At 61.7% G+C, this 13,513-nt stretch carries 14 protein-coding genes and 1 pseudogene; 12 read left to right on the top strand and 3 right to left on the bottom strand.

Going from position 1 to position 13,513, the window contains the following annotated elements; all coding sequences use genetic code 11:
• The first annotated feature begins 112 nt into the window (after positions 1-112).
• The 12 genes and pseudogenes from ubiE to ATH90_RS01985 all read left to right on the top strand — a co-directional run bounded on the left by ubiE (position 113) and on the right by ATH90_RS01985 (position 10,755).
• Entirely contained in the window at positions 113-883 is a 771-nt protein-coding gene (gene ubiE, locus ATH90_RS02035) for a bifunctional demethylmenaquinone methyltransferase/2-methoxy-6-polyprenyl-1,4-benzoquinol methylase UbiE (protein WP_003171186.1), read from the top strand.
• Positions 883-1,506, top strand: coding sequence for a ubiquinone biosynthesis accessory factor UbiJ (locus ATH90_RS02030; RefSeq protein ID WP_098465613.1), 624 nt, complete (start codon positions 883-885; stop codon positions 1,504-1,506). Before ubiE ends, ATH90_RS02030 begins: the two co-directional genes overlap by 1 nt.
• Positions 1,503-3,107, top strand: coding sequence for a ubiquinone biosynthesis regulatory protein kinase UbiB (gene ubiB, locus ATH90_RS02025; protein ID WP_098465612.1), 1,605 nt, complete (start codon positions 1,503-1,505; stop codon positions 3,105-3,107). Before ATH90_RS02030 ends, ubiB begins: the two co-directional genes overlap by 4 nt.
• Before the next feature lie 41 nt (positions 3,108-3,148).
• Positions 3,149-3,541 carry a phosphoribosyl-AMP cyclohydrolase gene (gene hisI, locus ATH90_RS02020; RefSeq protein ID WP_012721796.1) on the top strand — a complete coding sequence of 131 codons (393 nt, stop codon included), beginning with the start codon at positions 3,149-3,151 and terminating at the stop codon, positions 3,539-3,541.
• Between the two features lie 2 nt (positions 3,542-3,543).
• Entirely contained in the window at positions 3,544-3,876 is a 333-nt protein-coding gene (locus tag ATH90_RS02015; RefSeq protein ID WP_003209299.1) for a phosphoribosyl-ATP diphosphatase, read from the top strand.
• Positions 3,877-3,902: 26 nt separating this feature from the next.
• On the top strand, positions 3,903-4,181 hold the full coding sequence (locus ATH90_RS02010; protein WP_034105955.1) for a twin-arginine translocase TatA/TatE family subunit: 279 nt from the start codon (positions 3,903-3,905) through the stop codon (positions 4,179-4,181).
• A 10-nt stretch (positions 4,182-4,191) separates the two neighbouring features.
• Positions 4,192-4,599 (top strand): Sec-independent protein translocase protein TatB, encoded by a 408-nt coding sequence (gene tatB, locus ATH90_RS02005; protein WP_098465611.1) that lies wholly within the window; start codon positions 4,192-4,194, stop codon positions 4,597-4,599.
• Positions 4,596-5,381 carry a twin-arginine translocase subunit TatC gene (tatC, locus tag ATH90_RS02000; protein ID WP_098465610.1) on the top strand — a complete coding sequence of 262 codons (786 nt, stop codon included), beginning with the start codon at positions 4,596-4,598 and terminating at the stop codon, positions 5,379-5,381. The genes tatB and tatC overlap by 4 nt, the downstream gene beginning before the upstream one ends.
• Positions 5,378-6,085, top strand: coding sequence for a 16S rRNA (uracil(1498)-N(3))-methyltransferase (locus ATH90_RS01995; RefSeq protein WP_069021397.1), 708 nt, complete (start codon positions 5,378-5,380; stop codon positions 6,083-6,085). The genes tatC and ATH90_RS01995 overlap by 4 nt, the downstream gene beginning before the upstream one ends.
• A gap of 739 nt (positions 6,086-6,824) precedes the next feature.
• Positions 6,825-7,883, top strand: a pseudogene (locus ATH90_RS29815) (methyl-accepting chemotaxis protein); the annotation flags it as partial.
• Positions 7,869-8,741 (top strand): methyl-accepting chemotaxis protein, encoded by an 873-nt coding sequence (locus ATH90_RS29810; RefSeq protein ID WP_392396927.1) that lies wholly within the window; start codon positions 7,869-7,871, stop codon positions 8,739-8,741. The pseudogene ATH90_RS29815 and the gene ATH90_RS29810, both read left to right, overlap by 15 nt.
• A 106-nt stretch (positions 8,742-8,847) precedes the next feature.
• Positions 8,848-10,755: a methyl-accepting chemotaxis protein gene (locus ATH90_RS01985; protein WP_098465608.1), complete on the top strand. Its 1,908-nt coding sequence runs from the start codon at positions 8,848-8,850 to the stop codon at positions 10,753-10,755.
• A gap of 3 nt (positions 10,756-10,758) precedes the next feature.
• Here ATH90_RS01985 and ATH90_RS01980 read toward each other — a convergent pair whose 3' ends face one another.
• The 3 genes from ATH90_RS01980 to ATH90_RS01970 all read right to left on the bottom strand — a co-directional run bounded on the left by ATH90_RS01980 (position 10,759) and on the right by ATH90_RS01970 (position 13,366).
• Positions 10,759-11,493, bottom strand: coding sequence for an amino acid ABC transporter ATP-binding protein (locus ATH90_RS01980; RefSeq protein ID WP_069021294.1), 735 nt, complete (start codon positions 11,491-11,493; stop codon positions 10,759-10,761).
• A complete protein-coding gene (locus tag ATH90_RS01975; protein WP_034108808.1) occupies positions 11,486-12,445 on the bottom strand; it encodes an amino acid ABC transporter permease in 960 nt (319 codons plus the stop codon). Before ATH90_RS01975 ends, ATH90_RS01980 begins: the two co-directional genes overlap by 8 nt.
• A 123-nt stretch (positions 12,446-12,568) precedes the next feature.
• Positions 12,569-13,366 (bottom strand): transporter substrate-binding domain-containing protein, encoded by a 798-nt coding sequence (locus ATH90_RS01970; protein WP_034109369.1) that lies wholly within the window; start codon positions 13,364-13,366, stop codon positions 12,569-12,571.
• Positions 13,367-13,513: the final 147 nt, after the last annotated feature.

Genomic DNA, 13,513 nt, shown 5'->3' with positions numbered 1-13,513 from the left:
CCTTCGATGCGGCAAAAGGTCTCGGTGACCACCCATCTTACCTTCAGCCTTGCCAAGACAAAGCAAGCCTTGGGGATTATCATGTCCCGCATTCTCTTTTGGTGACAGCGATATGACTGATCAGCGCAAAGGCAGCGATGCCGAACCCACCACTCACTTCGGCTTCAAGAACGTCCCGGAAAGCCAGAAAGCGGAAAAAGTCGCTGAGGTGTTCCATTCCGTAGCGGCCAAGTACGACCTGATGAACGACGTGCTCTCGGGCGGCATGCACCGCCTGTGGAAGCGGTTCACCATCGAGCTGTCGGGTGTTCGCACCGGCAACCGCGTACTCGATATCGCCGGCGGTACGGGCGACCTGGCAGCCAAGTTCTCCAAGCTTGTCGGCCCGACCGGCCAGGTGGTCCTCGCGGACATCAACGGTTCGATGCTCAAGGTCGGCCGTGACCGCCTGCTCGACAAGGGCGTGGCCGGCAACATCGAGTTCGTGCAGGCCGACGCTGAAAAGCTGCCGTTTCCCGACAACCACTTCGACTGCGTGACCATCGCCTTCGGCCTGCGCAACGTGACCCACAAGGAAGACGCGATCCGCTCGATGCTGCGCGTCCTCAAGCCGGGTGGCCGCTTGTTGGTGCTGGAGTTCTCCAAGCCGACCAACGCGCTGATGTCCAAGGTCTACGACACTTACTCCTTCGCGTTCATGCCATTGATGGGCAAGCTGATCACCAATGACGCCGAGAGCTACCGCTACCTGGCCGAGTCGATCCGCATGCACCCCGACCAGGAAACCCTGAAGTCAATGATGGTAGAAGCCGGTTTCGACCGCGTGACCTACCACAACATGACCTCGGGCATCGTCGCCCTGCACCGCGGCATCAAGCCCTGATGTTGCTCAAAGGTCTTCTCGCCAGCGTTGAACACGGCCTCAACCGTGTATTGCGCCTGGACAGCACCGCCCTGGCGCGGCTGGCGCACCTCAACGGCAAGATCATTGCCGTCGACTGCCGCAGCCCCGCCTTGCAGCTGTTTATCCTGCCCAGCGATGAAGGCCTGCTGCTCGCGGGCGACTGGGCCGCTGAAGCCGACTGCACCCTGCGTGCGCCGGCTTCGAGCCTGTTGCACCTGGCCGTGAGCCGCAACAAGACTGCCATCCTGCACAGTGCCGAAGTGGAACTGGAAGGCGACAGTTCGGTACTGATGGACCTGGCCGCCGTGCTGCAAGACCTGGAACTGGACTGGGAATACGAGCTGTCCCGTTGGGTCGGCCCGGTGGCCACCCAGTTGATCAGCGGGCACCTGCGCAGCCGCTCGCGCTGGTACCAGCAGGGGTTCGCCAGCCTCAACCAGAACCTCGCCGAATACCTGAGCGAAGAATCGCGCACCCTGGTCGGGCAGCGGGAAGCGCAAGCGCGCTTTCGTGAACTCGACAAGGCCAAAATCGACCTGGAACGCCTCGAGGCACGCTTCGAGCGCCTGAGCCGTTCCCTTGATCCAAGCGATAACGCATGAAGCTGCTCGCCGTCCGCCGTCTGTTTCGTATCCAGCGCGTCGTAATCCGCTACCGTCTCGATGACCTGCTGTTCGCCCTGCCCCTGCCTTGGTTCCTGCTCGCGGTACGTTACGTACTGCCGTGGCGCTGGTTCCCGCGCAAACAGCTGGCGTTGAGCCGTGGCGCGCGCCTGCGCCTCGCGCTGCAGGACCTGGGGCCGATCTTCATCAAGTTCGGGCAGATCCTCTCGACACGCCGCGACCTGCTGCCCGAGGACATCGCCGATGAGCTGATGCTGCTGCAGGATCGCGTGCCACCGTTCGACTCCCAGCAGTCGATGAAGCTCATTGAAGAACAGCTGGGCAAGAAGATCAGCGAAGTATTCAGCCGCTTCGACGTCGACCCGCTGGCCTCGGCATCGGTCGCACAGGTGCACGCGGCGCAGCTCAAGACTGGCGAAGAAGTGGTGGTGAAGGTGATCCGCCCCGGCCTCAAGCCGATCATCGGCCAGGACCTGGCATGGCTGTTCATCCTCGCCCGCGCCGCCGAGCGACTCTCTGCCGATGCACGGTTGCTGCACCCGGTGGACGTAGTGGCCGACTACGAAAAAACCATCTACGACGAACTCGACCTGCTGCGCGAAGCAGCGAATGCCAGCCAGCTCAAGCGCAACTTCGAAGGCTCGCCACTGCTGTACGTGCCGCAAGTGTATTGGGACTGGTGCCGTCCGAAAGTACTGGTGATGGAGCGCATCTACGGCGTGCAGGTCACCGACCTCGCGACCCTGGCCGACCAGCGCACCGACATGAAGATGCTCGCCGAGCGTGGTGTGGAGATCTTCTTTACCCAGGTATTTCGCGACAGTTTCTTCCACGCCGACATGCACCCGGGCAACATTTTCGTCAGCACCGTCAACCCGTGGAGCCCGCAGTACATCGCGATCGACTGCGGCATCGTCGGCAGCCTGACGCCGGAAGACCAGGACTACCTGGCGCGCAACCTGTTCGCCTTCTTCAAGCGCGACTACCGCCGCGTGGCGCAGTTGCACATCGATTCGGGCTGGGTGCCGGCGGAAACCAAGCTCAATGAATTCGAAGCGGCGATCCGCACCGTGTGCGAGCCGATCTTCGAAAAACCGTTAAAAGATATTTCCTTTGGCCAGGTGCTGATGCGCCTGTTCCAGACCGCGCGGCGGTTCAACATGGAAGTGCAGCCGCAGTTGGTATTGCTGCAAAAAACCTTGCTCAACATCGAAGGCCTGGGCCGTCAGCTGTACCCGGACCTCGACCTGTGGAACACCGCGCAGCCGTTCCTGGAACGCTGGATGCGCGAGCGGATGAGCCCGAAAACCGTGCTGGGCAACCTGCATAGCCAGATGGAACAACTGCCGCACCTGGCCAACATGACCCGAGACCTGTTGGAGCGCATGTCCCAGCCCCACGCCAAGGACCCGGCGCCGCCTTGGAAAAAGCCCAAGGACGACTGGTTCCTGCGCCTGCTGGGTGCTGCTCACCTGGTCGGTGGGGTGATGCTGGCCATCGGTGGCCCGCTGAACCAACTGGGCCACTGGCCGGCCGGTATCATGGTCGCCGTGGGTGTTTATCTGATCGTGCGTCGATAGCCAATCCGGTTATACACTGTCGCAAATTGCCGGAGCCGAACATGAAAGACTGGCTGGACGAGATCAAGTGGGACAGTGACGGCCTGGTGCCGGCCATTGCCCAGGACTACAAGACCGGGCGCGTGTTGATGATGGCCTGGATGAACCGCGAGGCCCTGAGCCTCACCGCCACTGAGCAGCGCGCCATCTACTGGTCACGCTCGCGTGGCAAACTGTGGCGCAAGGGCGAAGAGTCCGGGCACGTGCAGACCCTGCACGAGATGCGCATCGACTGCGACGCCGACGTGGTGATCCTCAAGGTCGAGCAGATCGGCGACATCGCTTGCCACACCGGCCGACACAGCTGCTTCTATCGCGTATTCGAGAATGGCGAATGGAAGGTTGTGGAACCGGTGCTCAAAGACCCGCACGCCATCTACTCCGCAGGACACTAGACATGAGCGATACCCTCAACCGCGTGGCACAGGTGCTCGAAGACCGCAAAGGCGCGGACGCCGACAGCTCCTATGTCGCCAGCCTGTACCACAAGGGCTTGAACAAGATCCTGGAAAAACTCGGCGAAGAATCCGTCGAGACCATCATCGCCGCCAAGGACGCGCAAATCAGCGGCGACTGCAGCGATGTCATCTACGAAACCGCCGACCTATGGTTCCATAGCCTGGTCATGCTCGCCCAACTGGGGCAGCATCCGCAGGCAGTGCTGGATGAACTGGACCGTCGCTTCGGCTTGTCAGGGCATGCCGAGAAGGCCTCGCGCCCGTCCGCCTGAATAACTAAGACTAGAGGATTTGCAGCATGGGCATTTTTGACTGGAAACACTGGATCGTCATTCTGGTGGTAGTGGTACTGGTGTTCGGCACCAAGAAACTCAAGAACCTGGGCACTGACGTGGGCGAATCGATCAAGGGCTTCCGCAAAGCCATGAACGACGATGAAAAGCCCGCCGAACCTGCCGCCAACCCGGTACCGCCGGCGCAGCCTGTGCACCCCCAGGCCACCCAGCCGATCACCGAGCGTCGTACCTTCGACGTACAGGCTGAGAAAGTCGAAGAGCCGACCCGCAAAGACTCGTGAGCACTGACTAATGTTTGGTATCAGCTTCTCTGAACTGCTCCTCGTCGGCCTTGTGGCCCTGCTGGTACTGGGGCCGGAACGCCTGCCCGGTGCCGCGCGCACGGCCGGCCTATGGATCGGGCGCCTGAAACGCAGTTTCAACGCCATCAAACAGGAAGTTGAACGGGAAATCGGTGCCGACGAGATCCGCCGGCAACTGCACAACGAACACATTCTGTCGTTGGAGCAGGAAGCACGGAAGATCCTGTCGCCCGTGCAGGAGCCCGCCAAGCCGGCGGCGCCTGTGGGCGACAACAGCACCGTGCCTGGCGCGACTGAAGCAGCACCCGTGGCACCAACCGCGCCAACCGAGCCTGCGCCGACGCCTGCCGCGTCGCCCGCGCCCCATGACCCTACATTGCCGCCGCGAGCCCCATGAGCGCTGATAAACCGGAAAACGACCAGCATATGCCACTGGTCTCGCACCTCACCGAGCTGCGTACCCGCCTGCTGCGTTGCGTAGCGGCCATCTTCATCATCTTTGCCGGGTTGTTTGCCTTCACCCAGCAGATCTATACGTTCGTCTCGACGCCACTGCGCCAGTATCTGCCAGCGGGTGCGACGATGATCGCCACCGATGTGTCATCGCCCTTCCTCACGCCGTTGAAGCTGACCATGATGGTCTCGCTGTTCCTGGCGATCCCGGTGATCCTGCACCAGATCTGGGGCTTTATCGCACCGGGCCTGTACAAGCATGAGAAGCGCATCGCCGTGCCGTTGCTGGTGTCGAGCATCCTGCTGTTCTACACCGGCATGGCGTTCGCCTACTTCCTGGTGTTCCCGCTGATCTTCAAGTTCTTCGCCGCCGCCACCCCGGCCGGGGTGGAAATGATGACGGACATCACCAGCTACCTCGACTTCGTGATGACGCTGTTCTTCGCCTTTGGCGTTGCCTTCGAGATCCCGGTGGCCGTGGTACTGCTGGTATGGATCGGCGTGGTCGACGTGAAGTACCTGAAGAAAATCCGTCCGTACGTGATCATCGGCTGCTTCGTGGTCGGCATGATCCTCACGCCGCCGGACATCTTCTCCCAGACATTGCTGGCTGTGCCGATGTGGATGCTGTTCGAGATTGGCATCCTGTTCAGCGGCTTGATCAGCAAGCGCGGCGAACACCCGGATGACCAGCCCGACGACCAGCCGCCAGCGACCCAGCCGTGAACCTGCTGCTGCTGGAAGAGGCCGACTTTATCGCGGCCGACCGCGTGGTGCTGCGCGATAGGCGCCTGGTGCACATGCAGGAAGTCCACCGCGCGGCCGTCGGCGACAGCCTGCGCGTCGGCCGCATCGGCGGGTTGATGGGCAATGCGCAACTCGTGCGCCTGGAAGCCCGTGAAGCCGAACTGCAGGTGAGTTTCGACCAGCCCCCGCCCGCCAAGCTGCCGCTGACGCTGCTACTGGCCCTGCCGCGCCCGAAAATGCTGCGTCGGGTGCTGCAGACTGTGGCCGCCATGGGTGTGCCCAAGGTCGTACTGGTCAACAGCTACCGGGTCGAAAAGAGCTTCTGGCAAACCCCGTTCCTGGAGCCCGAGGCGATTCGCGAGCAACTGATCCTCGGCCTTGAACAAGCGCGGGACACGGTTCTGCCCGAGATCGTCATCGAAAAGCGCTTCAAACCGTTCGTCGAAGACCGCCTGCCGGCCATGACCGAAGGCACCCTGGGCCTAGTCGGCCACCCGGGCGATTACCCCGCGTGCCCACGTGGGCTGGAGGAGCCAGTGACACTGGCAATCGGCCCGGAAGGCGGCTGGATCCCCTACGAAGTCGACCTGCTGGCCAAAGCCGGATTACAGCCCGTACAGCTCGGTGCACGCATCCTGCGCGTCGAAACCGCCGTCACCGCCCTGCTCGCGAGACTGTTCTAACACCACCTCCCCTGCAGGAGCCGGCGTTAAGCACAGGTATCTACACAACGCTGTCACCCCCCCCTAACCACGATGCGAAGCGAGCCGCTCTTGCTCTTGATCCTGATCTCAGGCTTCCCATCAAACACGCTGGCCGGAATTCGACAGGGATTTGGGGGGTAAACCGGCGGGGATGCCGGTTTAGCCGCCCCGCGCCATGGAGGGCGCGTGGCGGCGGCCCCCCAAATCACTGTCGGATTACGGGCACACCGAGCCTAGGCGAGGTGCCGAGTGTTGGGGCAAGAGCCCTTTTGGTGACTTTTGGCTGGGCCGGCATTCCGGGCTCTTTTCCAAAAGTTACCCGCCGTAAGGGCGGAACCCATAGCAGCCGTTGCCTAAATAACGGATATGTACCCGGTCTGATCCAACCTCCAGGTTGGCTGTCAGGCCGCCTTCGCGGGCAAGCCCGCGCCCACGGTTGGGTCGCGGGGCGACAGGTAGATAGTGGTTGGCTGTCAGGGCGCCTTCGCGAGCAAGCCCGCTCCCACATTTTTGGATCGCGGGGTGAGAGTTAGATGGTGGTTGGCTGTCAGGGCGCCTTCGCGGGCAAGCCCGCTCCCACAGTTGGATCGCGGGGTGGCAGGAAGAGAGTGGTCGGCTGTCAGGCCGCCATCGCAGGCAAGCCGGCCACTACAGAATGTTACCAACCTGCCGATAACCCCTGAATAAGTCCAAGCCTTGTTCCAGGGGAGTTCGCAGCATGTATCGTTGGTTAGCCGAAAAACTGGGGAATGTCAGCGTCAAAACCAAACTCGGCGTGGGCTTCGGCCTGGTATTGCTGCTGACATTAATGATCACCTTTACCGGCTGGACCGGCCTGGGCGATGTGATCAGTCGGGGCGATAAGCTGGGCTTTATCTCCAGCCTCAACGGGCTGACCAAAGACCTGCGCCTGGCACGCCTGGACTTCGAAATGCGTCGCGGCGAACAAGGCACGGACGCGGTCAACGGCCTGATCGCTCAGTTGGACACTGGCCTGAAAAAAGCCGCCGATCTGATCGAGCAACCCGCTGACAAGGCCCTGGTGGAGCAGCAACAGGAGGCCTTGGGTCGATACAAAAAGGCTTTCGGCGCCATGGTCCAGGCCGGGCTCAAGCGTGAAGGTGCGCGCAGCAAGCTTGGCGACACCGCCGACAACGCCGTGGCCAAGATCAATGAAGTCGAGAAGTCCCTGCTGCAAGGCGACAGCGTCACGCAGTTCAATAGCGTGGTCGACCTGAGCAAACTGATCCAGCAATCGCGCTTCCAAGTACGCGGCTACACCTACAGCGGCAAAGTCGAGGCCGAGCAACCGGCCCTGGATGCCATCGACAATGCCCTGAAGAAAATCACCGAACTCCAAGGGCAACTGCCGGCGCAGTACCAGGCCAACCTGCAGGAAGCCAGCGTGTCGTTGCAAGCTTACCGCGACGCCGTCAGCCAGTATCGCGACTCTCAGGTTGCCAGCGCCGCAGCCCTGAAGAACATGACCGCCGAGGGCGATACCCTGCTCGGCCACAGTGAGAAACTCACTGTCTCGCAGACCGTGGTGCGCGACACCGACGCCGCGCAAGCCAAGAACTTCCTGCTGCTGGCCACGTTACTGGCGCTGATCTTTGGCCTGGTCGCCGCCTGGGCCATCACCCGCCAGATCATCATTCCGCTGAACCAGACGCTCCAGGTGGCCGAACGCGTGGCCTCGGGCGACCTGAGCCACAACCTGACGTCCTTGCGCCAGGACGAACTGGGCCAACTGCAACGCGCCATGCAAAGCATGACCGTCGGCCTGCGTGAGCTGATCGGTGGTATCAGCGATGGCGTCACCCAGATCGCCAGCGCCGCCGAACAACTGTCGGCCGTGACCGAACAGACCAGCGCCGGGGTCAACAGCCAGAAGGTCGAGACCGACCAGGTGGCCACCGCCATGAACGAGATGGCCGCTACCGTGCAGGAAGTTGCGCGCAACGCCGAGGAAGCCTCCGAGGCCGCCGTGGCCGCTGACCAGCAGGCCCGTGAAGGCGACAAAGTGGTCGGCGAAGCCATCGCCCAGATCGAACGCCTGGCCACCGAAGTGGGTAACTCCACCGTGGCCATGGGCGATCTGAAACGCGAAAGCGACAAGATCGGCAGCGTGCTCGACGTGATCAAGTCCGTGGCCCAGCAAACCAACCTGCTGGCCCTCAACGCCGCGATTGAAGCTGCGCGTGCCGGTGAAGCCGGGCGTGGCTTCGCGGTAGTGGCCGACGAGGTGCGTAGCCTGGCCCAGCGCACGCAGAAGTCCACGGAAGAGATCGAGGAGCTGATCGTCGGCCTGCAAAACGGCACGCAGCAGGTGGCGACCATCATGGACAACAGCCGTGGCCTCACCGACAGCAGCGTCGAATTGACCCGCCGGGCCGGTAGCGCCTTGGCGAGCATCACTCGTACGGTCTCGACTATCCAGGCGATGAACTCGCAGATCGCCACCGCCGCCGAGCAGCAAAGTGCAGTGGCCGAAGAAATCAACCGCAGTGTGTTGAACGTGCGCGATGTGTCGGAACAAACCTCGTCGGCCAGTGAAGAGACCGCCGCATCCAGCGCCGAACTGGCACGCCTGGGTATTTATCTGCAAACACTGGTCGGGCGTTTCCGCATCTAACCAATAGTTTGTGAAATTTCCTACGCAGTTATCAGCCCAGCAATACTCCGAATCGAATTAGCGTTTCCTCTGTTGCGAAACGCTTTTTCGGATTCGGAGGCCCACCATGTTTTCTCCGCTCACCCGCTTGCTGGCCGACGCCAGCGTCCACCTCAAGCTCGCCCTGGGATTTGGCCTGGTGCTGATCCTCAGCTTCGCCATCGCCGTGACCGGTTGGCAAGCCTTGAATGCCTTGCTGTTTCGTTCAAGCAACCTGACGACCTTGGGCCAGATGGCTGTCGTGGCCGAAGCCATGCGCGCAGACCGTATCGTTTACCGAACGCTTGCGGACATCGCCAGCCTGGGAAAAATGGAACAACAGATTGCCCACATCGATCGACACTTGGACCACCTGTCGAACCGAGTGAAAGACCCGGATGACCTGCAACGTATCCAGGAAGCGCAAGGCCTGGCCAACCACTTCAAAACGGCACTGGTGGAACTGCCACCCTTGATCGAACAGCGCGAAGGCACGCGGCCGCCCCTGCATGCGACGGCGCTCCAGGCCAGTGACACCCTCACACGATTGGCCATTGAATTGCCTGACCAGAATGACCGGCAGGCGCTGGATGCGGTAGAAAATCTGCGCCAGGCCATGGAGCTGGCCGAGGATCGGACCCAAAGCCCTGCCTGGGCAGCCGAGTCTCTGCCAGCCTATGCCGACACCGTCGACAAGACCCTCGACGCCTTGGACGTCGCCCAGGCCGCCGTGGCTCAGTTGCCGGCCGACTCCACCCTGCTTGAAACCGACCTGACGAACTATCGTACGCAACTCATAGCGCTCAAGGACGCTCAACTCACCACAGAAACTGCGCAGAATCGGTTTGAACAGCAGCTCAACCAGTTGCTCGAACACACCGAGTCAGTCAGCCAGAGCCAGGCCCTCCAACGCGACAGGGAAGCGGACGCCACGCGAACACTGCTCATCAGCGTCACGGTGGCCGCCCTGCTGCTTGGTACCCTGGCGGCGTGGTGGATCGCTCGGCAGATCGCTGTGCCACTGCGCGAGGTGTTGTTATCCGCCCATCGCATCGCGCACGGCGATCTCAGTCACGATATCCAGATAGAGCGCCGCGATGAGTTGGGCCAGTTGCAACACACCTTCAGTGACATGACCCGCAGCCTGCGTAGGCTGATCAGCGGCATCGGTGACAGCGCCCACCATATCGCCAGTGCCGCCACGCAGCTATCGGCAGTCACCGAGCAGACCCGCACCGGCATCATCAACCAGAAAAGCGAAACCGATCAGGTGGCTACCGCCATGAACGAAATGCTCGCCACCGCCCAGGAAGTCGCCCGACACGCCGAGCAAGCGTCAATCGCGGCGAATGAAGCCGACCTGCAAGCCAGTGCTGGGGACAACGTGGTGGCGCAGGCCATTGAACAGATTGGCCAGTTGGCGGATGAGATGGCCCTTTCGGGCCGAGCGATGCTGGCGTTGCAACACGAAAGCCAGAAGATCGGCAGCGTGCTGGACGTGATCAAGTCGGTCTCTCAACAAACCAACCTGCTGGCGCTGAATGCCGCCATTGAGGCGGCACGCGCCGGCACGGCTGGCGAAGGGTTTGCCGTAGTGGCCGATGAAGTGCGCAGCCTGGCCCAGCGCACCCAGGAATCGGCGGAAGAAATCGAAGGGCTGATCCTTGGCCTGAACACCGGCACCCAGCAGGTGGCGGATATCATGGACAGTAGCCGCCACCTTACCGACTGCAGTGTCGGCCTGACCCGCGACGCCGGCGACGCATTGGCGGCGATTGCCCGCACGGTCTCCGTCATCCAGGCAATGAACCCGCAGATTGCCGCCGCCGCCGAGCAGCAGAGCGCGGTGGCCGAAGAGATCAATTGCAGTGTGTTGAAGGTGCGTGATGTATCAGAGCAAACAGCCGCCGCCAGCGAGGAAACGGCGGCGGCGAGCGCTCAGTTGATGGGGCTGAGCCTGGACCTGCAAACCCTGGTCGGCAAGTTCAGGCTCTGAGGCTTACAACACCTGGCGCAGGAACGCCTGCGCCCGTGGGTCTTTCGGTGAGTCGAAGAACTCGGCCGGGGCTGCATCCTCCAGCAACTTGCCATGGTCGAAGAACAGCACCCGATCAGCCACTTCACGGGCAAAGCCCATTTCGTGGGTGACGCAGACCATGGTCATGCCTTCCAGGGCCAGGGTCTTCATCACGTCCAGCACTTCGCCGACCATTTCCGGGTCCAGCGCCGAGGTAGGCTCATCAAAGAGCATCACCTTGGGTTCCATTGCCAGGGCGCGGGCGATGGCGACCCGCTGCTGTTGGCCGCCGGACAAGCGAGAGGGAAACTCATTGGCCTTCTGTGCAATACCAACCTTTTCCAACAGCGCCAGGGCCTTGGCCTCACGTTCCTGCTTACCGCGCTTGCGCACGACTTTTTGCGCCAGGCACAGGTTTTCGAGCACGGTCATGTGTGGGAACAGGTTGAAGTGCTGGAACACCATGCCGACTTCACGGCGGTAGGCGTTCACGTCGGTTTTCGGATCAGCCAGTTGCAGGCCGTCGATGCTCACCGAGCCTGAGTCGAACGCTTCCAGGCCATTAAGGCAGCGCAGGAACGTGGACTTGCCGGAGCCGGACGGGCCGATCACCACCAGGACTTCGCCCTTGGCCACCTGGGTGGTGACGTGGTCCACCGCGCGGACCACGTGGCCACGGGTGTCGAAGACTTTTACCAGATCGCGGACTTCAATCACTTTGCGCGAGCCTCCGCTCAAGCCGGCTGGCCATTTTCGACAGCGGCAGGTTGATCAGCAGGTACAGGCCTGCGACGCAGAACAGGATTTCAAACGGCGAGAACGAGGTTGTGATCACTTCACGGCCGCTCTTGAGCAGCTCGGTAATCGCGATCACCGAGACCAGGGACGTGTCTTTCACCAGGCTGATAAATTGCCCGGCCAGCGGCGGCAGCACGCGCTTGAAGGCCTGCGGCAACACCACGTGGCGCATTGACTGGCTGGCACTCAGGCCCAGGGACCGCGCGGCTTCATTCTGGCCACGGGTGATGGACTGCACGCCGGCGCGGACGATTTCCGCCACATAGGCGCCGGTGAACAGCGACAGCGCGGCGATCCCGGCGAACTCCCGGGACAGGTTGAGCACCGTACCGATAAAGAAATAGAAAATGAAGATCTGCACCAATAGCGGCGTACCGCGTACCAGTTCGACGTAGATCGTCGACAGATCCCGCAGGGTCGGGTTGCTGGACAAACGGCACAAGCCGGTCGCCAGGCCAATCACCAGGCCCAGGATGCCCGACACCACCGACAGCCACAGCGTGGTCCACAAGCCCCACATCAGCGGCCCCAGCGCCCACTGCCGGGTCACACCGACCACATCGCCTTCTGCGACATCGTCGCCGCGCGCCACTTGCAGGCTGTTCTCGGCAACGGTCAGCGTTTGCTCGGCGCCTGCGTCGTTGCGCAGGGTCACCTCGGCCACATCGCCTTTGCGCACCAACTCGACCACCGTGGAGATGTCAGCCGCGCGCTGCGACGTTTCGGCCTGGTAGGCGAAGTACTGCGGTACGCGGTTCCAGCGCCACTCGTAGGACATCAGCGAGGTGGCGTAGTACAAGGCGCCGGCCAGGCCGACAAGCACGACCACGGTCAGCAGGTGCCAGGGCCATTGGGCTTTTTTCTGTTTCATTTCAGGTTCCGGGATATGTATCGCCTGGCAGGCCGTCATCGCGGGCGAGCCCGCTCCCACAGGGGAACGCATTCCAACGGTGGGAGCTGGCTTGCCTGCGCTACAGGCAACTCGGTCTAGGCCTTATTCCATGTCCTTGAGCCACTCGGAGCTCTTGAACCACTTGTCATGGATGCGATCGTAGGTGCCGTCGTTACGGATCTGGTGCAGGAAGTTGTTGATGAAGTTGATGCTGTCGTAGTCGCCTTTCTTCAGGCCGAACGCCAACGGCTCGAAGGTGAAGGGTTCGTCCAGGAACACCAGCTTGCCGTTGCCGACTTTCTTCTCGGCAACCACGTTGTAAGGCGCGTCATACACAAAGGCATCGGCCTTGCCGTTGACCACGTCCAGCACGCCTTCCTGCTCGTTGTCATAGCCGTGGTACTTGGCTTTGGAGATCAGCTTCTTGGCGACCATCTCACCGGTGGTGCCCAGCTTGGAGGTCAGGCGGTACTTCTCGTCGTTCAGGTCTTTGTACGACTTGATGGTGCCTTCCAGCTCCTTGCGGATCAGCAGGGTCTGGCCGACCACGATAAAGGGTTCGCTGAAGTTCAGGCGCAGGTTGCGTTCCTGGGTCAGGGTCATGCCGCTGCCGATCATGTCGAACTTACCGGTCAGGAAGGCCGGGATGATGCCGTCGTAGCCGGTGGACACCAGTTCCAGCTTGACGCCCATGGACTTGGCCATGGCCTTGAGGATGTCGACTTCAAAACCGATGATTTCGCCGCGCTTGTCTGTCATTTCGAACGGCATGTAGGTCGGGTCCATGCCGACTTTCAGCGTGCCGCGCTTGACCGCATCATCGATAGCACCCGCCTGGGCAGCATTGGCCGCGACCAGCGCGGTGACGCCAAGCAGCAGCATCGAAAGATACTTTTTCATCATCAAGTCCCCTGAACGATTCTTATGAGATAGGCGCGCAAAAAGGGCTGCACCATTTCGGGGTGCGATCCTAACCCACTCGTCTCCCGTCACAAAGGTTTCGCGGCTATTTGTTATCTGCATATGTCGGAAAAGCCCCACAACGGT

Origin of the sequence: Pseudomonas lurida (assembly GCF_002563895.1) — a bacterium.
In the GTDB taxonomy this organism is placed as follows: Bacteria; Pseudomonadota; Gammaproteobacteria; order Pseudomonadales; family Pseudomonadaceae; genus Aquipseudomonas; species Aquipseudomonas lurida.
The sequence above is the reverse complement of the archived record's forward strand: the minus strand, read 5'-3'. Positions and strand labels throughout refer to the sequence as shown.

Bases quoted from the DNA above. Each gene is read 5' to 3' on its own strand.
- ubiE (WP_003171186.1), top strand. From the start codon at position 113: ATGACTGATCAGCGCAAAGGCAGCGATGCCGAACCCACCACTCACTTC.
- ATH90_RS02030 (WP_098465613.1), top strand. From the start codon at position 883: ATGTTGCTCAAAGGTCTTCTCGCCAGCGTTGAACACGGCCTCAACCGT.
- ubiB (WP_098465612.1), top strand. From the start codon at position 1,503: ATGAAGCTGCTCGCCGTCCGCCGTCTGTTTCGTATCCAGCGCGTCGTA.
- hisI (WP_012721796.1), top strand. From the start codon at position 3,149: ATGAAAGACTGGCTGGACGAGATCAAGTGGGACAGTGACGGCCTGGTG.
- ATH90_RS02015 (WP_003209299.1), top strand. From the start codon at position 3,544: ATGAGCGATACCCTCAACCGCGTGGCACAGGTGCTCGAAGACCGCAAA.
- ATH90_RS02010 (WP_034105955.1), top strand. From the start codon at position 3,903: ATGGGCATTTTTGACTGGAAACACTGGATCGTCATTCTGGTGGTAGTG.
- tatB (WP_098465611.1), top strand. From the start codon at position 4,192: ATGTTTGGTATCAGCTTCTCTGAACTGCTCCTCGTCGGCCTTGTGGCC.
- tatC (WP_098465610.1), top strand. From the start codon at position 4,596: ATGAGCGCTGATAAACCGGAAAACGACCAGCATATGCCACTGGTCTCG.
- ATH90_RS29810 (WP_392396927.1), top strand. From the start codon at position 7,869: ATGCAAAGCATGACCGTCGGCCTGCGTGAGCTGATCGGTGGTATCAGC.
- ATH90_RS01985 (WP_098465608.1), top strand. From the start codon at position 8,848: ATGTTTTCTCCGCTCACCCGCTTGCTGGCCGACGCCAGCGTCCACCTC.
- ATH90_RS01975 (WP_034108808.1), bottom strand. From the start codon at position 12,445: ATGAAACAGAAAAAAGCCCAATGGCCCTGGCACCTGCTGACCGTGGTC.
- ATH90_RS01970 (WP_034109369.1), bottom strand. From the start codon at position 13,366: ATGAAAAAGTATCTTTCGATGCTGCTGCTTGGCGTCACCGCGCTGGTC.